Here is a 21712-nt window from a genome sequence, read left to right as displayed (position 1 = left end):
CGGGCTTTGTGCGAAGGAGGGACAGCACCACACTTTTGACGGCCTGCAGTCCCTCCAATCCCTTCATGAGATCGATCTCACCACTTTGGCTGATGGCGCCCCATCCCGGGGTGATGTCGAACACCGAATCCCGAAAGGGGATATGCCACGACCATCCAGTCACCCGCCAAAGCAGCCGAAAGTCCAACGGTCGACAGTATTCACGGTCCAATTCAAGCTGCGCTGACCTGCATCGAGTGGAAGAAGCCGGCTTCAGGAATGTAAGCTGCGTCAGCCATCCTTCGGCTTTCTGAGCTTCGAGACGAAGGTGCTCGACTGGCCTTTGGAAACCAGCACGTCTCCTTGGACGCACGCCCGGCTCATGTCGACGTCCTCCAGGTTGAGCGACCGCTGATCCTCCGGCTCTATCTTGGCCACCATCGGTGCTGCCAATGGCTTGCTTCCGTTATCCGCTTTGTTTGACATGTGTTGCCTCCTGTGACCCGCGAACCGAGCAGCATTGGTCAAGTTCCATCTGCAGCGGACTATGCCAATGATTTTTTAGTTTGTCGTCCGCTGGCGGCACGTCGTGGATCCAGGTTTGGGTCGGCTCAATGAGCCGAGGCTTAAACCACCAAGGGGTGCTTTCGGCAATCACCGGCTCCTCGACATGAGGACCACTATTCCAGCACATCCGTCTCGAAGCTTCGTGCGGCAAAATCGGTTGAGCCCTTCGAAGTAAGCTCTGATTTCCAATAATCACTCCGTCGGGAACTTCAGGAGCCTTTCGTTGTTGAGAGCCCACGAAGCAAGCCAAGAAGGAGGAGCTTCATGCCCAATGCGGATCGAAAGCACATCGGCGCCGGCGCCAAAGGCAAAGGTGACGGGTCAGGCGCAATGACTGATCTCGACCCGGACACTCTGCCGCCCAACATGGTCCTGTCCAACAGAGACAAGGCGCAGCACTCACGCGAGCGCGGTCTCGATGGCAAAACCGTGCAGACAGAGCAGTATCAAGACCATGCCGCCAACAGAGAGCCAGATTAGGAGGATATCATGAGCAGCAAAGTGCCGCCGACGCCGGAGGCCAACCGTTCCGACAAGGGTTCCGGCGAAACTTCCCACGCGGATAATGACGGCAGGCTGGTAGCTGCCGCCAAGAACCCAGACAAGGTCGGACAGCAAGGCAACAGCAAGGTCAACACGACCCATCAGGGTTACCAGCAGGATCGATAAAGCGAGGAGCCATGTCGACATCATCGAAGCATCCATCCACAGTTCGTCAGGGCGGCCCTGGTGAGTCGCACGAAAGCAGTAGAGCGCCGCTGGAGGTAAAAAAGCCCCCGGCGGTATCGGATAACAAAGCGCGAAGCGGCGTATCGGGAGGAGGTGGCGAACGCGACAGCCACCATACTCATGATGATGCGCGCAAATGAAGGGGCTGGCGGCATGTCCCGTCCCGCCCACACTCTTCCTTCCTGGGCTGTGGACCAAGCACTAGGCATTGTTCGCCGGCACGGCTTCGTGCTCGTCAACGCAACAACTGAGGAAGGACGGACAGAAGCGGCCGCAGGACTGGTGCTTGCCATTGCAAAAGCCCTCAGCAAGTTCGCGTCGCCTGCTGACAGTCACGTTGACGGAGAGTGATTGCGGGAAGTGCGTTCAGTGGTAGCCTTGCGAATAAAAAACTTCGTGAGCAGGGGCCGGAAGCCAAAATGTGAACTTATTGGCTGCAAAGATGAAGGATAGAAATGTCGAACGCTCACGCACTGGAGATGCCACAGTTCCAAACAACGCCGTCAATCCATCCATCTTTGAACGGTGGAGAGCTAAGCCCGGCTTCCGCGAGGCGCTATTCCAGGCCGACAGCCGACCGGAAAGGAACGGTTGCGACCAGCGAGCCTTCTTCGGTCATGATCTCGAAAGTCGCTACGTCTGCCGGATCGCCCCTCCGGATCCCCTCCGCCACGATTTCACGAGCGGCCGCGACCGCTTCCTCCCGTGCCTGTTCAGGCGAAGCCAAGTCGATGCCTTCTAAATCTTCCTCGAAGACATCGTTCCGGCGGATGTGGAAAAAATACTTCGGCATGGTTTGCTCCACCAACGAGAATCCCACCGAACCTCTCGATAGCAAAGTTGTTCCACCCGGGCTGTCGATCGACCACATTCAAACCTAGCCGCATGAGACTCAGAAAAAAGCCCCGCGTAAAAGGCGGGGCGAGTTGGGGAAGTTTGGAGGAGTAGGCCGCGTAAAAGGAAACGGATGCGTGGCCCATCGGCCTTACTCTCGGCGGCCACTCTTGTTCCTTCGTCGGCAGATTTAAATCAGGAGGCCGCGCAGAGCCCGAAGGCATTGGATGAGAGGAAACACCAAACAACCTTGCCTCCGCGCGGCCATCCCCTGGGAGGGTGGATCGCGGAGAGTGCAAAGGGCGTTGTGCAAGGAAACATGGCTTCCCCTCCCGCGATCCGCCTTTCTAACCGGGCGCGTGCGATACCGGTTCCTGCGCGGTTCCGTACAAATCGTTGGAGAAGCGGATCGCCGCTGACTTGGCGGAGGCTCCCGGCAACCGTTCGCAACCGTACTGATGGTTGTCCTTGGGAGGTTAATGCAGTACCAGTTTTCCTATCGCGGTCCGGGCGAGTTGTTGCGACGCTCAAGGAGCATGAGATGGCGGACTTCAATCTCTCACTTCAGATGGACGACGTAAACGTGCTTTCCGATGCCGTCCAGACTTGGTACCGGCACAATCACGCTGCGCCGACGGAACAATCAATGCAGCTGCTTTGCAGCGCGGCGGTCGACCTCTATAATGAAGGACATAGGACGCGCGAGGAACTGGTCACGCTGCTGATCATGAAGTTTGATAGCCTTCACTCGCTGCAGGTAAACGCGCCATCGTCCGCGTCTCATCATTGACAGTGATATCGGCCATCGATGCGGAACGCCGGCTTTCGTCAATAGGTCATGAGCCCGTCGTTCCTCCGTTTCGGTTCCACTTCTTGGCGAACCCTTCCTTGAACCGCGTCTTACCGATCTCTCCACCCGAACGGTAGATATTGACTAGCAGCCGGTGCGTTTGGTCTTGCCCACCGCGCCGCCGAGGTGAAATCCCTTTTCAGCCAAAGCTGTTTCAGCCTAGGTTTTGCAATCAGCGCCAGTTTCCGTTCCTTCATACACCTCCTTCCACAATATGTCGGGAACATCCCCAGCACAAAGTGGTTAAGCGAGACATTCTCTGTGGCACAGGCTGTGGGAGCGAGCGATTGCAATCGTACAAGGAACAATGAGGTACCTGGTGCTCGGACTGCTCATCGCGGTCAGCGGTTGTTCACTGACAGACCCGCAGCGGCCAATGCCAGGCAGTCTGACCTACGGCAAGGTGGTCTACTCCCGGTATAAGCCAGGAACGATCGTGAAGAACACCTTCCTCGATCAATTCGGCTACCGGGTCTTTGAGCGATATCAGGTTCAGCCAGATGGCACTCTCAAACTCACTTATCAGGTCACGGGCCCAGATTTTCTGTGGGACTGATTCAGGCGCCGCAGTACTGCCGCTGCTTTTCGCGCTCCTCGATGCCTGAAAGGACATCTTCCGAAAGCAGTGAACCCCAGTTCAGAAGTTCTCGAAACGGGTGAGGAATATGGGGAGCAAAGATCGAAGAGCGTGATAACGCCGAAGAGCACGATTTCTATCAGATTCTCGAGGCCGAGCTGACCAACAAGACGACGGTTCTTGCCGAGGACGCACCTGCCGTCATTCCTTCAGACATCTCGCTCGCTTCGCTTGTGACGATCGTCGCTGCGGAACCCAACTGTAATTCATCCGAGTGTCGAAACAGCATGGAAAACCAAACGACTGATGCCATTCTCAAAACCCCGACTGCTCTTGCTCAAATCGGCACCTTAGCAGTTCATTACGGCCTTTCGCTCGCCGGGGCCGTTGTTCTCCTCGTGGGGGGGTGGATTTTGTCGAGCTTCGTCAGCAGGTGGGCCTACAAGGGCTTGTCCCGGATCCACGGCATTGACGAGATGCTTGCTCGCTTCTTCGAAAATGTGTTGCACTATGGTCTGTTGGTCCTGGTCTTCGTCATGGTCCTTGGACAGTTTGGCGTCAGACCGCATCGATTGTCGCAGCCCTGGGTGCAGCCGGCCTGGCAATCGGACTTGCTTTGCAAGGAACATTGCAGAATATCGCCGCCGGCATCATGCTTTTGGTGCTTCGGCCGTTTCGGACTGGGGAATACATCGAGACGTCCAGCGTCAAGGGCAAAATGGTTGAAGTTGGCTTGTTTGCGACTGAACTGAGAACGGCGAACGGACTATACTTGATGGCTCCGAATTCGAACCTCTGGAACACGCCGATCCTCAATCACAGCCGCGAACCGGACCGGCTACAGGAGCTTTCCATCGCCATCGGCAATGATGTCGATGTAGGGTCTGTCAAAAAAATCATCCTCGATATCGTCTCAGCCGATCATCGCGTCAAACAAAATCCCTCGCCTCGCGTTCTTTCCGATGACCTGACGGCCGACAAGACGACGCTCAAGATCGAGTACTGGACTTCGACCAGCGAGTGGACGGATACCCGGTACGACCTCATCGACAGCTTGAAAGACGGGTTCGCTGAAAAAGGGATTCCTATCAAGTAGGAGATCATTGTGACGAGTACTTGTCATCGCTTCGTCGCGTCCTGGCGCGCCCTTAACTTCCGAACCTCGACGCCTTGCGTCAACCGTGCCAGTTGCGAAGCGCCCGTGCCCGTGGAGCATCGGCGTTCCGTCGTCAGCGCGTCCGAGAGCGTTGATAAGTCGTTCTCAAGCGCTCGGAGGCGCACTCGACTGTTGCAGCCTACCGGATCGAGGAGCCGCCCTTGGAACCTTTGCCGACCTTTATTGTTAGCGGCATCTGCAGGCATATGCCTTCTTTTGAAGGGTTACCAGGAGTAGGAGTAGGGCCGACAATCGAGAAGGTTCACCCAAATGGCAGCTGTCATCCTATGTGGCCGCTGGCATCATTGTCGGCCTCATCGTCACCGCGGGGCTCGATCTCGATCCGGAGATTGAGTGGGGGGTGACGGGCGGCATCAACATCAAGCCAACTCGGAGGACCGCGATGACCAAGAAAGATGGCAAGACCGCTGCCGAGGTGCGCGGTCGAATCCAATCAGGAGACAGTGGAGACATCAGGTCGGGATTTGACCCCGCAGCCGCACCCCTCGAAACAGATGCTGAGGCCGCCGGTCAGCCGATGAGCCACGAAGAAATCGAAACGGCGCTTCATACCCAGAGCAGGGGAGCGGCCGATCGCCAGCGCGACTACGATGTCGCCATGCGTGAACCGGGGAGTGCAGAGACCACACCCCAGACGACGCGCTCTAACCCTCTGCGCATCTTCATCGCCACACTGGCTCTTGTTGCGCTGGCGGTTGCGATCGCGAGCTGGATTTACACCTGACAAGCTAGGTGTAGGATTGCCGAAGCCGCGCAGTTTCAAAGACGGCGCAGGCCATCCCACTGACATGAGCCCCAAGCTTGACAAAACGGTAGGCAAAGATCTTACGCCAAGCGGAGCCTCTGGCAATTAAAAGCCGCTCAACCGTATCGTCACTACTGCGCGACCAGAACGGCTCCCATCATGATTGCGCAGAGGAGTCCAAGGATGTTCAAGCCGAGCGTGACGAACTCGCTGATCTGCTGACGGTGGGGATGGCATTGCTCCGCATTTCCGAAGACTGCAATAGCCCCGCCAATCATCCAGCAGGTCAGTGTCAATGTCCCAAAAACAAGTGCCAAGTTCATCGCTTCGATCATCCGGTCCTTTGTATGGGGCACAAAACCGGTACATGACCGTTTTGTTCCCGCCGTCGAAACTCCGTCCGGTAGAGTACGTCGCTCAGCGCAACCTGCTCGTGACATGGCAACGAGCAGGTGCGCGCTTGATTATTGATCATCCAGGAATATCCGCTGCCTGCTGGAAAGTGGAGGTGCGGGAACGTCGTGCAAGCCGTCACGACGCCTCTTTTGGGACGCCATGGAACTAAGCGGCGTGGCCGTTGTTCGGCGATTTCCACCGAGCCAAGGTAAAAAAGGGAAATCCTTTGAGCGAATTGCGCCAGGAGTTTGAACTTCGAAGAGATTCTCTGCCGACGGGCCAGGAGAACGAGTGGATTTTGCCTCGTCGAACGATGTCATCGGTGGGTGGCTCTTCGACACCGCAAAGTTCGGATTCGTCGCGGCCGCTGGTCATCGACCTCGATGGCACCTTGGTTCGATCCGACCTTCTGATCGAGACCGCCTTTTCTGAACTCAGGCGCCGCCCCTTTTCCATCGTTGACCTTGTCCTCGCAACGTGCAGGGGAAAGGCATGCCTCAAGCACCGTCTTTCCACACCGGCGGATTTCGATCCGGCTATCCTGCCCTTTGATCCCGAAGTTCTGAACTTGATCCATACGGCGCGGCATGAGGGACGTCAGGTCTATCTCGCATCCGCGACTCACGAGCGCCTTGTCTCGCGCATTTCCGACCATTTAGGTGTCTTCAACGGCTGGTTTGCAACCGACGAGATGACAAACTGCGCCGCCGAGTTGAAGGCGGAAAAGCTCGTCGCGGCCTTTAGCGATGGCGGCTTCGACTATGTCGGCAACGACGCGGCAGATCTGCCTGTATGGCGTCATGCCGGAAAAGCGTACGCAATTCGGTCGTCCGCCAGGGTTGCTCGGCAATTGTCGCGCCAATGCGACAATGTCGAACATCTTGCGCACGACAGACCGACCTGGCGGACTTGGGCGCGGTTGCTGCGGGCGCATCAATACGTCAAGAACGGGCTCGTCTTTATCCCGTTGCTGACAAATCAGCTCTTCGACGTCCATAGTCTCGCCAATGCCGCTCTGGCTTTGATCGCCTTCTCGCTTTGCGCGTCGAGCGTCTATGTGCTGAACGACCTGGTCGACCTTCAGGACGACCGCGGACATCGCAGCAAATGCCGCAGGCCGCTCGCTTGTGGCGAGATCCCGCTCTCACACGCGCTCATGGCAATCCCCGTTCTCCTTCTGCTGTCGTTTATGGTCGCCCTGACGATTACACCCGCCTTCATTTTGGTGCTCGCCGGATACTTTGCGTTGACCACCGCCTATTCGTTCGTTCTGAAGCGGAAGATGATCCTGGATGTCGTGACCCTTGCCGCTCTTTACACCGCACGCGTGGTAGGAGGGTCGGCGGCGATCTCTGTTTGGCCTTCTCCTTGGCTGCTCGCCTTCATGATGAGCTGGTTCCTATCGCTTGCACTCGTCAAGCGTTACACGGAGCTCATTTCGCGCCGAGCCGCGAACTTACCCGACTCCAAGAGCCGCGACTACAAGAATGGTGACATCGGCATGGTCGGCGCGTTGGCGGCCGGGGCCGGTATGAACGCGCTCACATTGTATGCGCTCTACGCTGCAAGCGACAGCGTGCAGGATCTCTACACTCGGCCAGGGATTTTATGGCTGGCTGGACCAATCCTGGCTTGTTGGATTGCCCGCATCCTGTTGCTGGCCCATAGGGGACTGATGCATGACGATCCGGTCGTATTTGCGATCAAAGACAAGGTGAGTCTTGCGACTCTGGGCGTTGCCAGCGCCTTTGTTGTCGCCGCACTGTGAGGTGAGCGAGATGCGTTCCCATTATGGGGGTGAAGGAATCCCGCCCCGGATCGCAGTTCGCTATGTCGTGTTCGCGATCGTCTCGACTTTGGCAAATTTTGCGATTCAGGCGGCTGTCGTGAAGATCTACCCGTCGCAAAGCCTCGCGCCGTCAATGCTCGCGGGCACTGCGGCTGGATTCGGGCTTAAGTACTTCCTCGACAAAAGGTGGATCTTCTTTGACCGATACGAATCGCACGGCGACGAATTGCTCAAGATCGTCCTTTACGGCCTGTTCAGCGTCGTGACGACAATCATATTCTGGGGATTCGAAATCGTCTTCTGGATAGTGTGGAGAACGGATGTTGCGAAGTATGCCGGCGGCGCGATCGGTCTGGCGATCGGTTACATCTCAAAATTCGCGCTGGATCGAAAATTCGTTTTCAAGTTGGAGGGGGCGTGACAGACCGATGGAGGGATGGGGACGTTATCCACGCCATAAAAGTGAAGTGATTGATTGCAGGCTGCCGGAGACGCTGCCTGGACTGGTGTCATCGCGCGCGGGTCTGATTGCTCGCGGCAACGGCCGCTCGTATGGAGATGCCGCTGTCGGTGAGCATCTCACTTTGACCTGCGGCGGATTGAACCGGATGAAAAGCTTCGATCAGGTGACTGCCTCCCTGACCGTCGAAGGTGGCGTCATGCTGTCAGAGATTCTCAGGTCGTTCATCCCCCGGGGCTATTTCCCCCCAGTGGTGCCAGGAACGAAGTTCGTCACGGTTGGAGGAATGATCGCATCCGATGTGCACGGGAAGAACCATCATCGCGACGGTGGCTTTGGAGAGCACCTTAGCGAAATCAAGCTGGTTGTTGCCGGTGGCGAGATCCTTACCTGCAGCAGAACCCAGAATTCCGAGCTTTTTTTCGCAACGGTCGGTGGTATGGGCCTGACGGGCATCATCGCTGAAGCTACTTTTACGCTGAGGCCCATCACTACCGGGTGGATTGTCCAAAACCAAGTCGTGACGGAAAACCTTGGCGATACGCTGAAAGCCTTGAAGCAGACAGATGACGCGGCCTATTCCGTCGCCTGGGTCGATTGCCTTTCGCGGGGCGCTTCGCTCGGCCGCTCGCTGATCTTTGTCGGAGAGCACGCCATCGCGAACGACATCGCTCAAATGCCAAAGGCAGCGCTATTGCCTCACATCAAGGCAGCCCGTTTTTCACTGCCGGTCGATCTGCCTGGTTGGGCGCTCAACAAAGCGAGTGTTTCTGCATTCAACGAACTTTACTATCAGGCGGGTGCCCGCAAAGCAGGCCGAGCCTCGTTGGTCGACTGGAACAGCTACTTCTTCCCGCTTGATGGTCTGCTCGAATGGAATCGCCTCTACGGCAAGCGCGGCTTTCTGCAGCATCAGTGCGTGGTGCCTGACGAAAACGCACTTGCGGTTCTGAGCAGTATGCTCGATCGTTTCGCTCGTTCTGGGAAAGCCTCGTTCCTGGCCGTTCTGAAAAGGCTGAGGGGTGGCGCAGGCCTTCTGTCATTTCCGGCGCCAGGGTATACCCTCGCGCTCGACCTGCCGGTCGCGCCCGACGTGTTCCAGCTGTTAGACGAAATTGACAAGCTGGTTGTCGCGGCGGGAGGACGGCTCTATCTCGCCAAGGATGCGAGGCAATCCCGCCACACATTCGAAGCCGGTTACCCCCAACTGCAGGCGTTCAAGGAGGTGCGACGAACAACGGGGGCTGACCGACACTTTAGTTCCCAGCTGGGAAAAAGGCTTGGAATATGAAAGCCATCGGCAAGACATTGCTCCTGATTGGCGCGACGTCGGATATTGGTCGTGCGACTGCCCTGGTCTATGCCGAGGCGGGCTGGGACGTTCATTTGGTCGGACGCAGGCGTGAGCTTGTTCAACGCGAGGCCGATGACATCGTCACGCGCACCGGCGCCTCCGTCGCAGCCCATGAACTGGATATTCTTGATACCGGCCGCTTCGAAGAGTTCCTGAGCACCGTGTCGCCATTGCCTGACACGGCCATTTGTGTCGTCGGCGAACTCGGCGAGCAGGCCCGCGCCGAAAGGGAACTCGAACACGCCGCTATGGTGATGCGGACGAATTTCGAAGGACCGGCTTTGATGCTCGGCCTCCTGGCAAGCCGGTTTGCCGCGCGTGGGTCCGGCACCATCGTCGGCATAAGTTCGGTCGCCGGCGACCGCGGGAGAGGATCAAACTATGTGTATGGCGCCGCGAAAGCTGGCCTAACGGCGTTCTTGTCCGGTCTCAGGAACAGACTATTCACAGCCGGGGTACGCGTCCTCACCATTAAACCCGGTTTTGTCCGAACGGGGATGACTGATGGAATGAAGCTTCCACCAATGCTTACGGCCGAGCCTGCAGAGGTCGCTCAAAGGATTTTCGCCGTTGCCGATGGCAGCAAGGGAGGGGACGTCGTCTATGTCAGACGGATTTGGTATCCACTCATGGCGATAATCCGAGGCGTCCCGGAACCGATCTTCAAAAGGTTGCGGCTGTGATCGAAGCCGGCGGAACAAGAGGTAGATTGCGCTGTCCCTCTTGTCGGTTTTTTCCGCGCTTCGATGCGGATCGAGACCTGCACCCGGGAAGGACGGGGTCTAGATGAAGCGCCGCCTTTTTTCCGCACAAGTTGCGCTCCTGGTGGTCGCGGTTATTTGTTCCGCGATGCTTGCCCTTCCTGGACGGACCATTAACACCGCTTTCATCAACGACGTTTTGGTATTCATTGATGGAGCGCATCGTATTGCTGTTGGGCAGGTGCCAAACCGTGATTTTCACACGGCGCTCGGACCATTGGTCTTCTATATCCCTGCCCTTGGCTACTTCCTGTCCGGAAATTTCGGCGCCGCGATACCGATAGGAATGGCGCTCCTGATCGTCGCGTTCATGCCTGCGATGATGCGTGTCCTTCTTTCGCGCCTCAGCTCGCCGTTAGCCATCGCCTTGGGCATATTCCTGATTCTTATTCTCGCTGTCCCTATCAATCTCGGAAGTCCGGTCCGGCTTCTTTCTTTCGCGATGTTCTACAATCGCATCGGCTGGGTCGCTCTCGGGCTCATCCTGGTTTTGTACCTGAAGCCGAGATCCGACGCCGCGCGCAACGACGTTGCAGACATTCTCGCGACGGCTTTTCTTCTACTTGTCCAATTCTACACGAAAGCAACCTACGGACTCTGCGGCGTGGCCTTTTTGATCTTCTTGTTGTTGGACCGGCAGCAACGTTCCTGGATCCTGCTCAGTCTGCTCCTGACCGTACTGGCAATGATCGTAATCGAGTTCTTCTGGCGCGGCACGCTTCATCATATAGAGGATCTGCGGGCCGCCGCACGGGTCAGCGGTGATCACGACGTTCGCAGCATACTGAAAAATGTCCGTGAGAATCTGTCGGATCTGGTGGTTTTCACGGTGTTTGCGCTGGTTGCCTTCTGGCACATCCGCAGCCTTCGAGACCTCCTCTACAGTGGCTTCTGCGTGGGTGCCGGATTGGCAATCATCAACCAGAACGCCCACAGCTGGGGTATCATCACCCTCTATTGCGGAGCGGCCGTCGTCGTGGAAAAGGCACGGCGCTTTCAATCTGTCGATCCAAGCGCGCAAATGGAGAAGCCTGCTCGTCTTGCCGCTGCACTACCGCTGCTTCTGATCTTCTTTCTGTTGCCGCCCATCGTCCATCATGGAGAGGCGATCGCTCTCCACACGGCTCTTGCGGCGGAGAATGTGGGCAAGCCCCTTGGCCCTCCGCTTTTTGAGGACGTCCGGGAAATCGACCCGCCCGGTGGCGAGCCTGATTTCATACAGCGCTACCTCGATAGTATCGAAAGTGGGGGGGCCCTACTTCAGGCCCTGCCGATTCCGCTCGAACGGGTGTTCGTGCTCGATTTCGTCAACCCCTTTTCAGCGGGTCTCGGGATACGTCCTCCCACAGGTGACACTGCGTGGTTCCACTGGAACCGCAACATCAATGAGAAGGCTTACATCCCACCAGAAGCACTGTTCGCCGACGTGAAGATTGTGATGGTGCCGAAGACTGGCATCAATAGCCTGCCGTTGCAGGAGCTGTATGGCCCCTTCATTTCGAAGAATTACGACATGGTGCAGAAAACGCCGGAATGGACGATTTACCAGCGACCACAGACCGCGTTGGAAAGCGAGGCGCGATGACCCAGGCAGTGAGGTCGATGCCGGAGCAGGAAGGCGCATCGCCACGGGCGGGCCGCCAAACCGTCTGGTGGACCGCCATCGTCCCATTTGCTCTGGTGCTTTCAGCTCTTCTCGCTCTGCCCAGCCAGACGATCACCTCCAAATACGTCAACGATCTGTTTGTTTTTCTCGATGGTGCGCATCGCATCTGGTCGGGACAAGTTCCGAACGTGGATTTCCATACGTCGCTTGGAGCGCTCACCTTCTATATTCCCGCTGTCGGCTATGGCCTTTCGGGAAGTATGGGCGGTGCGATGCCAGTGGGAATGGCCATAGTCACCCTCCTGTTCGCGGCCGTTGCCGCGGCGATCCTCGGCAGCCGCATGCACAAGGCGCTCGGTTTGCCGTTGGCAGCTTTTCTGCTTTTGCTCGTCGCGGCTCCTGCCAATCCTGGAGAACGGATCGGCGATCTCACATTTGCGATGTTCTACAATCGGCTGGGCTGGTCTTCGCTCGGTCTTCTTTTGGTCATGTACCTGCCCCGCCTAACCAGCGCTGGGAGCAAGGCCGTGGATGCCGCCTGTGCAAGCTTCCTCGTATTGTTCATGCTCTACACGAAGATCACCTATAGCGTTGTAGAGCTCGCATTTCTGGTCTTCCTGGCAACCGACCGACGTCAAATCGGCTGGACGGCGCTGGCGTTCGGGATGATCGCGATAAGCGTCATTGCCATCGAACTTTTCTGGCGCGGCAGCCTCAATTACCTCGCCGATCTGCGCCTTGCGGGCGAGAATAGTGGCGGGCTGCCGGCCCTCGGCGCTCTGGGGTACGTTTTCCTGAACAATTTCGCTGACCTCACCGTCTACGCGATTGCCGCCGGCATCTTTCTTGTCCTCGCACCAAGCTACCGCCGTCTTTTTTTTATCGGTTTTTGCGTCTTAACCGGTGTGCTGCTGATTGAACAAAACTTTCAACGCGCGGGCATCCTGACGCTGGGGCCGAGCGCTGCTGTCATCACTCAATCTCTTTTGAATGGCGAGCTTTCCCGACTGCACCGGAAGGCTCGCCTCGTCCTATCGCTTCTGCTGGCATTTCTGCTTGTGCCAGCGGCGATAAGCAATGCCTCGGCTGTCGCCATTCATGCCCGTTACGCCATCGCCGGGCAGGGCGAGCCTATGCCGCTGCCGGAATTCTCGAGAATTCGGCTCGTCGAGACATGGAGTATTGGTCAGTACGACTACTTTGTGCAGTATAATCGCACTCTGGCTGAGGCGTCGGACGTGCTGTCCCAGTTGGGCGCTCGCCAGGCGACTGTCGCCGTATTGGACTTCGTCAACCCCTTCTCGGCCGGCTTGGCGCTTCCGCCGCCTATTGGCGACAGCGTCTGGTATCACTGGGGACGGACGCTCGGTCCCGAATACCATCCACCCGCGGAGGAGATGTTCGCACACGTCGACCTGATCCTCGATCCCAAGTGGCCCATCGAAATCTGGACGGCGAATGGCATGCGCGACATTTTTGCTCACTATATCGCCCGCCATTACGACAAAGTGCGGGAAACAACGAATTGGCGCATCTACCGCAGGAACACTGGACAGCGCATGGCCTTGCCCGCTCAGCAGCGTCAGGCCGCCGGATGACTGGGAGAATCTTATTGCTCTTGCCTGTTCAGGAGCAACGGATATGGCTCGACACTTCTTCAATGCTCATGACGGCATTCTATTCGGATACGGCTGGCCCAGAGCACCCGGCCTCCACAGCGCCCGCAGCGAGGCCGAAAGATGGCGCGCAATCGGCGTCTCTGCGCTCCCATACAAATGACTGGTGAAAGGACACACAGTCCTAGTTCGCCGAAGCGATCCGCGAGTCCCGACAGTTGGGCTTCCGCGGGATCTTGATGCTCTCGTTCTCCGCCGCCTGTTTCGCCGCCTCCGGATACCCGTTGGTCTAGGGTAGATCCTTGCGGCGCGAGCGAATCTCCTTCGTCAGCTCCACACCGTTCATGCCGCCTGGCATCATCTGCATGGTAATGATTCGCCGCCAACGGCTGCCCTATCCATTGCCCTCGCGGCGGCCGCCCGAGTTACGCGCAGCGGAAGCGTTTCATACAGGAGATCAATGGTCTCGACGACGTCTTGATCTCCTGGACGAATGGCCGCAAAACAACCGCGACATCGTCTGCGAGGTGATGTTGGACGCATGCAGGAAGGCAGCAAGCGGCCAACTTCCGGCTCAGGCTGTCGCAGACAATTTTCGCCGGTTCCTAAAGAAGCGCGGCATACTTGCCGACATCAAAGACGCCCCATCGCATCTGCGCCCAGCCCGAGACCGGAGTTTCTCCGGCGTGTAGCTGTTTAGGGCGCAAGCGGACGTTTGGGCTTCCAGCCACCAGCTTTGGTGATTTCTGCCACTGGCGGCTGCTTGCGCGTGTGGTTTAGACAGGTCCGATGAAACAATTCGCTCCGAAGTTTGCGAGCTGCAGAATCAAACAAGAGGGAATTTCATGAAGCCGTCGTATCACCCGATACACAAGCTGGCTTCGGCTGCCGTAAATATCGATCAGCGGCGTAACGTCGGTGACATCCTCCTCGACCAGCGATGACGATCCCTGGCGCTCCTCCAGCGGCTCGGTCATCGCCGCGAACAGGGTCAGCTTCCGATCCCGATCCCGGGCTCGATCTTCTCCACAAAACAGCTTCGTCAGCCACGCGACATCGCGCACTGGCTTCACCGTGCTGGACGGATCGCCGGCCGCGTACCGTCGACCTCTTCGAAATCAGGTGCGCTCGGCGGACGCCAAGGCCGCGCCTCTGCAGCTCTTCGACCAGTTGCAGGACCAGCCGGCCGACACATGGCGATCTTCGCCACCATGGCGAATTCGCCGCCCTGCAGGTGATCGGCACCCTCTGTGTCCATGACGATCCCATCGACCGCTCCCCCGAAGGCATGACACTCACCCGCCACCGCGTGGTCGACGCCGTCGGCTGCGCGACATCAGCAGCCTCCGTCTGCCGTCGCCAGCGTCGCACGGCAAGCACCATGGTGCCGGTTCGGTCCGCCGACCTCATGATGCTCTTGTTCAGTAGTCAGAGCCAAGCCAACCTTGACTGCCAGCGGTCAATCTCGGCCCTCTATTTCCGGCCATCGCGAGGTCTCATAAGTCCAGCAATAGCTACCCTACCCTCTGCTGACGGCCAGTCGAGGGCGCGCGGCGCCCTCGACGTAAGACGAACCCGCCGCCACCGAATTCTCGCCGAAGCGGGAACCCAACGGGCGCTTGTGGGTTCGACTGCCTTCAACGCGCGCATGGAGCCACCTTTGAGCGGAAATCTTCCCGAACTCGCATCATACCTCGTCAACAAGGTGCCGCAGGCAATCTCGGACCATCAGTTCAAGCTGGGAGAACTTACGCTACACACCGGCCGGGAGCACATCATTGAGCTGCTCGGTTTCCTGAGGAACGATGAAAACTGCCGCTTCGTCTGCCTACTCGACATCTGTGGCGTCGACTGGCCGGGCCGGGCCGAGCGTTTCGATGTTGTCTATCATCTGCTATCTCCGACGCAAAACCTGAGGCTTCGGGTTAAGCTCGAGACCGACGAAGAATCAGCGGTGCCATCGGCCTGCGAGCTCTTTCCGTGCGCGGACTGGTATGAGCGCGAGGCTTGGGACATGTACGGGATCCTCTTCACCGGCCATCCGGACCTGCGCCGAATTCTGACGGATTACGGCTTCGAAGGACACCCGCTGCGCAAGGATTTCCCGCTGACCGGGTTCGTCGAAGTTCGTTACGACGACGCTGCGAAACGCGTGATCTATGAGCCGGTGGAACTCAAGCAGGAATATCGGCACTTCGATTTCCTCTCCCCGTGGGAAGGAACCGATTACGTCCTCCCAGGCGACGAGAAATCAGCTGCCGACCCATCCAAGCAGTAAAGGCGGTGATCCAGGGAGAATACCAAGTGGCAGAGCACGATGTACGAAACTTCCACCTCAATTTCGGCCCGCAGCATCCCGCCGCACACGGCGTATTGCGGCTGGTACTGGAACTCAACGGGGAGATCGTGGAGCGCATCGACGCCCATATTGGTCTTCTACATCGCGGCACCGAGAAGCTCATCGAGAAGAAGACATATCTTCAGGCGCTGCCCTATTTTGACCGGCTTGATTATGTCGCGCCGATGAGCCAGGAGCACGCATATTGCTTAGCGATCGAAAAGATGCTCGGCCTTGAGGTGCCTTATCGCGCGCAGCTAATCCGCGTGCTCTACGCCGAGATCAGCCGCATTCTCTCTCATCTGCTGAATGTCACCACTCAAGCGATGGACGTTGGGGCGTTGACGCCGCCCCTTTGGGGTTTCGAAGAGCGTGAGAAGTTGATGGTCTTTTATGAGCGCGCCTCCGGCTCTCGCATGCATGCCGCCTATTTCAGGCCGGGCGGGGTTCATCAGGATCTCCCGCCGAAGTTGGTTGCAGACATTGGCGAATGGTGCCGGAAATTTCCCCAGGTTATTGAAGATATCGGCGGCCTTCTCACCGACAACCGGATCTTCAAGCAGCGCAACGTGGACGTCGGCCTCATTTCACTTGAAGATGCCTGGGCCTGGGGCTTTTCCGGTGTGCTGATCCGGGGTTCGGGGGCTGCGTGGGATCTTCGACGAGCCAATCCATACGAGTGCTATTCCGACCTCGAATTCGATATTCCGATCGGCAAGAACGGAGATTGCTACGACCGTTATCTCATCCGTATGCAGGAAATGCGGGAATCGGTGCGGATCATGAGCCAGTGCGCAGACCTGCTGCTCGGAAGCGCGTCCACCGGCCCCGTGAACTCGAACGACGGCAAGGTCGTGCCTCCTAAGCGCGGCGAGATGAAGCGGTCGATGGAGGCGCTCATCCACCACTTCAAGCTCTACACCGAAGGTTTCCGAGTGCCGAAGGGGGAGGTCTATGCGGCCGTGGAGGCGCCGAAAGGTGAATTCGGCGTCTATCTTGTCGCCGATGGCACGAATGCGCCATATCGCTGCAAGATCAGGGCACCCGGTTTTACCCATCTGCAGGCAATGGATTTCATGTGCCGCGGCCATCAGCTTGCCGACGTCTCCGCCGTTCTCGGCTCCCTCGACATCGTCTTCGGCGAAGTCGATCGCTGATTAACGAGCGGCAACGCTGTCAGCCGCGGCGCGTCTGCGATGTACATCTACGAACCAGGCTACTGAGAAGGCTCGTCGGCAGGCGATTGACCCTTCTTTCAAGCATGCGGTGCGCGCGGCAATCCGAGATTTCCGTGACCTGTTGATGAACACGGCTGCATAAGCGCTCGGTCACATTGAAATGCTCGCGACAGCGGTTGCCATGCGCCCCCGCATACTGTTACCACCTTTTTTCAAGAGAGACTGCGACGGTCTCGCGGTCCGGCCGACGGGTCTCGAGGTTGAAGCCGTCACCGGAGCTTAGGACATGGAGTTTCAGATCATAGATCGATAGTGCCTCGTCCGGGGAAGCTTCAGCGATGTTGGTATGGGTGATGTCTCCAGCGTCGACGAGGTAAACCGCTCCAGTGCCAATGACCTCGAAACGGTGACCGCGCACGACGATCGCGGTGTCCTCATCGATGCCGATACCCAAGACCCGTGGATTCTGCGATACGGCGCCGATCAACCTGCCGATCCTCCCCCTCTCGGCAAAATGCTGGTCGATGATGACGTTCGGGAGCAGACCCAGCCCGGGAGCCATGCTTAGATCACCAATCCGGAACGAGCTAGCATTTGAGCCGCGGACCAGCATTGTATCGCTCATCGCCGAAGCTCCGGCGGACGTGCCGGCGATGACGCCGCCATTTGCAAAGATTTCATGGACGTGCTCGTCGATCGGCGTGTCGCCGATGAGGCTGGTGATGCGGAGCTGATCACCGCCAGAAAAGAAAACGGCGCCGACGTCGCGAAGTCCTGCAAGCTTGTCTTCGCTCGTCGCCTGGTCCCGCTCCTCGATATAGAGCTCGGTCACATGGGGTATGCCCAAATCGCCGAACGACCGCTGGTATTTTTCGAGATATCCTTCCGGCTCGTGCGACGCGACGGTTGCCAACACGAGCTTTCCGTCTCTGACATTCTTTGCAACCTCCTTGAGAATGACGCGCTCGCCGTCATGGTCCTCATGGCCGCCGATGATGATGAGCGTGCCATCTCGACCGTTCGCAGTCTTGGTCTTCTTAAGCATTTTGCTCTTCCGATTTGCTCAAATAAACCTTTGGAGACGGCTCACCGCTGCTCGCATAGGCGACGGCAAAATGCTCGCTGTTGTGAGCCCAGCCGAACTTGCCGTCAGGCGTCACAGCAATTCCACCGGCCTCTCCTCCGATACGCTCGAGATGAGCGAGCGAGGCCTCTACCGCCTCTCGCGGCGAGAGGTCGTGAAGGGCGTACATGACCCGGGCGGCGAGCATCATCCTGGCGATATCCTCACCATCACCCGAAAATACTGCCCCGCCGATATTGTTGTCGCAGTAGAAACCGCAACCTGGCTGAGGGGAATCGCCGACGCGACCGGCCGGAGTTCCCTGCAATCCACCGGTTGACACGGCAGTCGCCAAAAGTGCTTGTTCATCGAGTGCAACGCAGCCAACGGTGTCGTGACGTTTTTCGGCATCCGGTTGCTTGGCTTCATGCATAACGATGAGCGCATCCGGATCGCAGAGCCTGAGGCCGGCTTGCGCGGCGAACGCTCTTGCTCCGTCGCCTGCGATCAGCACGGGCTTATCGAATAACATTGCTTTTGCTGCCGCAACCGGATTGCGAACACCTTTCGCCGCCGCGATCGCGCCAACGTTGAAGCGTTCCCCCTCCATCATCGCCGCGCAACATTCGACTTCGCCATCTTCGTTCTGAACACTGCCGTAACCCGCATTGAAGGTCGGATCGTCTTCAAGAACGCGCACTGCCGCCTCTGCGGCGTCAATGCTCGTGCCGCCATTCCTGAGGATCGCAGCACCCGCCTCCAAAGCCTTTCTGCAGCCGGAACGGTTGGCAGCCATATCCTTCATTGCAATTGTTTTAGCTCCGCCATGGAGAATGATTGACCACATCAGAAAACCCGAATTTCTGATTGGAGTGGAATAGCGCCCTTGTATGGGAGAGGATCGAGTTCGTTGGCCGGCGGGGCAGAGACCCGCTTCCAAACACGGGCGATGTCGTCAGCGGTGACGACTATTAAGTCGTCATTTAGGGCTGAGCCCAGCGCGCGCTCGACCGCCTCGTGTTCGCGGAGCACGACCTCGAGTTTGGAAGCGTCGAAGCCCGCTTTGAGCGCGCCTTGACGAAGAATGGCAACAACCTCGCCAGCCGATCTTCCCCGCAAATCATAGTCCTCCTTCAGAATCAAGCGGTCAAAAACGCTAGCCGCAATCTCGCCCATTTCATAAATATCCTGGTCGCGTCTGTCACCGCCGATGCCGACGACGCCAATGCAGCTGCTATTCCCGGTCCTAAGCTTTCCGACCAGCCTCCCAAGGGCGCGAAGACCTCCCGGATTATGGGCATAATCCACGATTATACGGACCCCCTCGCGCTCGACCATGTTAAGACGTCCAGCCGACTGCTCGTAGGATGTTCCAAATGAACGCAACGCCTCACGGATGACGGGCAAAGGAACACCGTTGCATACGGCCATCGCTGACGCTGCCAGCGCATTCTCGACATTAAAGGCAGCCATTCCGTTCATGGTGGCGGGGATCTCGTCGACGCGGCAGATCAGCATTTTCTGTGCCTTGTCGTAGAGTATCATGTCGAACAGGCCGGAAGCCAGGTCGCATCCCAGGGCTCGGCCGCCGTGGAGAACGTGGTCCTTCAAAAAGTCCGGCCACTGCTTGGGTGCTTTCGTGGAGAAGTAGCAGATATGGCCACCGGCTTCCTCGCGCATGGCGGCGACCAGTGGGTCATCGGCGTTGAGGATGCTCCACCCATCTTCATGAACGGCTTCAACCACCACCGACTTTACAGCGGCGAGGTCTTCCACCGAATGGACACCCCGAAGGCCAAGGTGATCAGCCGTCACATTCGTCACGCAGCCTATGTCACAAGCGTTGAATGCCAGTCCCTCACGAAGCAGTCCACCGCGCGCCGTTTCGAGAACAGCGACGTCTATGGTCGGTTCGCCCAGCACAACACGCGCGCTCATTGGACCGGTGCAGTCGCCCTCCATGATACGCCGGCCGTCGATGTAGACGCCGTTGCTAGACGTCATTCCGCCTATCTGGCCATCGGCGGCGAGGATATGAGCCAGCATCCGGGTCGTTGTCGTTTTGCCGTTCGTGCCTGTCACGGCCAGTACCGGCACTCGGCTGGGCGCGCCTGGCGGATAAAGAAGATCCAAAACCGGACCTGCAACGTCACGCCGCTTGCCCTGGGAGGGATAAAGATGCATGCGAAACCCCGGTCCCGCATTGACCTCGATGATGCCCCCGCCTGTCTCAAGAACAGACTTCCTGATATCCGGCGCGACGAAGTCTATGCCGGCTATGTCAAGGCCGATAATCTGCGCCGCGCGACAGGCAATCAGCGCATTGTCCGGATGAATGTCTTCGGTGCAGTCGATGGCGGTGCCACCGGTTGACAGGTTCGCAGTTGGCAGGAGCATGACCGGTTTCCCCCTTTCCGGAACGCTAGCCAGCGTATATCCGGAACGGGCGATGTAGTGGATGAGGCATTCGTCGATCGAGATCCGGGTAAGTGCCGCCTCATGCCCCTCGCCACGGCGAGGATCTTCGTTCTCGCGGTTGATCAACTGCTCGATCGTCGCCCTGCCGTCCCCGACGACGTGGGCGGGGACACGTTTTGCAGCGGCAACGAGCCTGCCGCCGATAACAAGGATGCGGTGATCCCCGCCGACAAACTGCTGTTCCACAAGGACCAGGCTGCTATGCGCTCGCGCCTGCTCGAAACCCCACTCCACCTCGCTATGGGTCGAAAGACCGATATTGACACCTCTACCATGGTTGCCGTCCACGGGCTTGATGACGACCGGAAGGCCTATCGTCCGTGCTGCCTCGACCGCTTCTTCCGCGCTACTGACAACGGTGCCCAGCGGCGCCGGTAGGCCAGCTTGGATCAGCAGGCGATTGGTGAGTTCCTTGTCGCTGGCTATTTCCGCTGCGATCTCGGAGGTAAGGGAGCTGCAGCTTGCTCTGATGCGCTTGATGTTTTTGCCATAGCCGAGCTGGACAAGGCTGCTGTTGTCCAGTCTTCGCCAGGGGATGGAGCGCGCTTCAGCTTCACGAACGATCGATGCGGTCGTGGGGCCGAAGGCAATTTCAGAATGCATCGCGCGCAGAACGCGCAGGGCTTCAGGCATGGCAAACAGCGCAAGAGGGGACGGTGCGATCATGTCGGCGCCAGCAAGCCCCTGCAATTCGATGGGCAATAGCAAGTTGACGAGCTCTAACGCGAAGCGTCCGGCCAACAGGCCGACATCCTCATTTTCATATTCGAACATGACGTTGTAGACGCCGGGCATGTTGGTCACCGAACGGGTCTTGCCGCGGGCAACATCGGCGCCCGCCATGTTCTGCAGTTCGATGGCGACGTGCTCGGCGACATGTCCGAGCCACGTGCCCTCTTCCATCCGCAGAACCAGCCCTCCGGGTTCACCATAGCTGCAACCATGCTCGCGCAATCCGGGGACATGTTTCAGAAGGGCATCAACGAAGCCAGGCAGAAGATTTGTCGGATACTGTTCCAACTTCCCAAGGTCCAACTGGATGCGGACCATTTTGGTTCGACTGTGAAGGTTCGGGCCACGGTAGACGCCGACCTCTTGCACGCGAAGTTTCTGCGCCGGTTGCAGACCCGGCTCGATTTCCAGATTGTACATTGGGTTCCCTGGGGCTCTTGTACTCTCGCCTATTCCTTCGCCTGCGTCCTTAGACGCGGCTGC

At 58.1% G+C, this 21712-nt stretch carries 20 protein-coding genes and 3 pseudogenes; 15 read left to right on the top strand and 8 right to left on the bottom strand.

Features of this window, described 5'->3' with window-relative positions:
* Positions 1-270: 270 nt before the first annotated feature.
* Positions 271-465, bottom strand: coding sequence for a hypothetical protein (locus tag AC2444_RS35015; protein ID WP_003555413.1), 195 nt, complete (start codon positions 463-465; stop codon positions 271-273).
* Between the two features lie 345 nt (positions 466-810).
* Here AC2444_RS35015 and AC2444_RS35010 point away from each other — a divergent pair, with 345 nt between their 5' ends.
* The 3 genes from AC2444_RS35010 to AC2444_RS35000 are packed head-to-tail and all read left to right on the top strand — an operon-like array spanning position 811 to position 1415.
* Positions 811-1026: a hypothetical protein gene (locus tag AC2444_RS35010; protein WP_003555412.1), complete on the top strand. Its 216-nt coding sequence runs from the start codon at positions 811-813 to the stop codon at positions 1024-1026.
* A 9-nt stretch (positions 1027-1035) separates the two neighbouring features.
* Positions 1036-1215: a hypothetical protein gene (locus AC2444_RS35005; RefSeq protein WP_003555411.1), complete on the top strand. Its 180-nt coding sequence runs from the start codon at positions 1036-1038 to the stop codon at positions 1213-1215.
* Between the two features lie 11 nt (positions 1216-1226).
* Positions 1227-1415 (top strand): hypothetical protein, encoded by a 189-nt coding sequence (locus AC2444_RS35000; protein WP_128450254.1) that lies wholly within the window; start codon positions 1227-1229, stop codon positions 1413-1415.
* Positions 1416-1831: 416 nt separating this feature from the next.
* On the opposite strand, the gene AC2444_RS34995 is transcribed toward AC2444_RS35000, so the two are convergent.
* Positions 1832-2146, bottom strand: a complete 315-nt coding sequence (locus tag AC2444_RS34995; protein ID WP_487762944.1) for a DUF6894 family protein — start codon at positions 2144-2146, stop codon at positions 1832-1834.
* Positions 2147-2650: 504 nt separating this feature from the next.
* Between AC2444_RS34995 and AC2444_RS34990 the strand changes: the two genes are divergently transcribed.
* From AC2444_RS34990 to AC2444_RS34975, 4 genes and pseudogenes are all read left to right on the top strand, one after another.
* Positions 2651-2899, top strand: a complete 249-nt coding sequence (locus tag AC2444_RS34990) for a hypothetical protein (protein WP_128408166.1) — start codon at positions 2651-2653, stop codon at positions 2897-2899.
* 367 nt (positions 2900-3266) lie between these two features.
* Entirely contained in the window at positions 3267-3515 is a 249-nt protein-coding gene (locus tag AC2444_RS34985) for a hypothetical protein (protein WP_017997379.1), read from the top strand.
* Between the two features lie 308 nt (positions 3516-3823).
* A pseudogene (locus AC2444_RS34980) lies at positions 3824-4632 on the top strand (mechanosensitive ion channel family protein).
* A gap of 349 nt (positions 4633-4981) precedes the next feature.
* Positions 4982-5437: a hypothetical protein gene (locus AC2444_RS34975; RefSeq protein ID WP_012760451.1), complete on the top strand. Its 456-nt coding sequence runs from the start codon at positions 4982-4984 to the stop codon at positions 5435-5437.
* A gap of 152 nt (positions 5438-5589) precedes the next feature.
* On the opposite strand, the gene AC2444_RS34970 is transcribed toward AC2444_RS34975, so the two are convergent.
* Positions 5590-5793 carry a hypothetical protein gene (locus tag AC2444_RS34970; RefSeq protein ID WP_003555403.1) on the bottom strand — a complete coding sequence of 68 codons (204 nt, stop codon included), beginning with the start codon at positions 5791-5793 and terminating at the stop codon, positions 5590-5592.
* A 374-nt stretch (positions 5794-6167) separates the two neighbouring features.
* Between AC2444_RS34970 and AC2444_RS34965 the strand changes: the two genes are divergently transcribed.
* From AC2444_RS34965 to AC2444_RS34940, 6 genes are all read left to right on the top strand, one after another.
* Positions 6168-7622, top strand: a complete 1455-nt coding sequence (locus tag AC2444_RS34965) for a UbiA family prenyltransferase (protein WP_432431640.1) — start codon at positions 6168-6170, stop codon at positions 7620-7622.
* 10 nt (positions 7623-7632) lie between these two features.
* Positions 7633-8064, top strand: a complete 432-nt coding sequence (locus AC2444_RS34960) for a GtrA family protein (RefSeq protein WP_128408249.1) — start codon at positions 7633-7635, stop codon at positions 8062-8064.
* Positions 8065-8071: 7 nt separating this feature from the next.
* Positions 8072-9394, top strand: coding sequence for an FAD-binding oxidoreductase (locus AC2444_RS34955; protein ID WP_003555400.1), 1323 nt, complete (start codon positions 8072-8074; stop codon positions 9392-9394).
* A complete protein-coding gene (locus AC2444_RS34950; RefSeq protein WP_003555398.1) occupies positions 9391-10140 on the top strand; it encodes an SDR family oxidoreductase in 750 nt (249 codons plus the stop codon). The genes AC2444_RS34955 and AC2444_RS34950 overlap by 4 nt, the downstream gene beginning before the upstream one ends.
* A 103-nt stretch (positions 10141-10243) precedes the next feature.
* Positions 10244-11803, top strand: a complete 1560-nt coding sequence (locus AC2444_RS34945) for a hypothetical protein (RefSeq protein ID WP_128450452.1) — start codon at positions 10244-10246, stop codon at positions 11801-11803.
* Positions 11800-13422: a hypothetical protein gene (locus tag AC2444_RS34940; RefSeq protein ID WP_012760455.1), complete on the top strand. Its 1623-nt coding sequence runs from the start codon at positions 11800-11802 to the stop codon at positions 13420-13422. The genes AC2444_RS34945 and AC2444_RS34940 overlap by 4 nt, the downstream gene beginning before the upstream one ends.
* Before the next feature lie 854 nt (positions 13423-14276).
* On the opposite strand, the pseudogene AC2444_RS34935 reads toward AC2444_RS34940, so the two are convergent.
* A pseudogene (locus AC2444_RS34935) lies at positions 14277-14631 on the bottom strand (DNA polymerase Y family protein); the annotation flags it as partial.
* Between the two features lie 84 nt (positions 14632-14715).
* Positions 14716-14841, bottom strand: a pseudogene (locus tag AC2444_RS34930) (damage-inducible mutagenesis protein); the annotation flags it as partial.
* A 259-nt stretch (positions 14842-15100) separates the two neighbouring features.
* Between AC2444_RS34930 and AC2444_RS34925 the strand changes: the two are divergent.
* Positions 15101-15718, top strand: a complete 618-nt coding sequence (locus AC2444_RS34925; RefSeq protein ID WP_003555392.1) for an NADH-quinone oxidoreductase subunit C — start codon at positions 15101-15103, stop codon at positions 15716-15718.
* 26 nt (positions 15719-15744) lie between these two features.
* Complete coding sequence (locus AC2444_RS34920) at positions 15745-16935, top strand: NADH-quinone oxidoreductase subunit D (protein ID WP_128450451.1); 1191 nt, start codon at positions 15745-15747, stop codon at positions 16933-16935.
* 220 nt (positions 16936-17155) lie between these two features.
* Here AC2444_RS34920 and AC2444_RS34915 read toward each other — a convergent pair whose 3' ends face one another.
* The 3 genes from AC2444_RS34915 to cphA are packed head-to-tail and all read right to left on the bottom strand — an operon-like array spanning position 17156 to position 21649.
* On the bottom strand, positions 17156-18001 hold the full coding sequence (locus AC2444_RS34915; protein WP_003555390.1) for a cyanophycinase: 846 nt from the start codon (positions 17999-18001) through the stop codon (positions 17156-17158).
* Positions 17994-18866: an isoaspartyl peptidase/L-asparaginase family protein gene (locus tag AC2444_RS34910; RefSeq protein ID WP_012760457.1), complete on the bottom strand. Its 873-nt coding sequence runs from the start codon at positions 18864-18866 to the stop codon at positions 17994-17996. The genes AC2444_RS34915 and AC2444_RS34910 overlap by 8 nt, the downstream gene beginning before the upstream one ends.
* Positions 18866-21649 carry a cyanophycin synthetase gene (gene cphA, locus AC2444_RS34905; protein WP_128450450.1) on the bottom strand — a complete coding sequence of 928 codons (2784 nt, stop codon included), beginning with the start codon at positions 21647-21649 and terminating at the stop codon, positions 18866-18868. Before cphA ends, AC2444_RS34910 begins: the two co-directional genes overlap by 1 nt.
* Positions 21650-21712: the final 63 nt, after the last annotated feature.

The organism is Rhizobium sp. WSM1328 (assembly GCF_057653715.1).
This window is presented reverse-complemented; position numbering and strand designations above follow the sequence as displayed.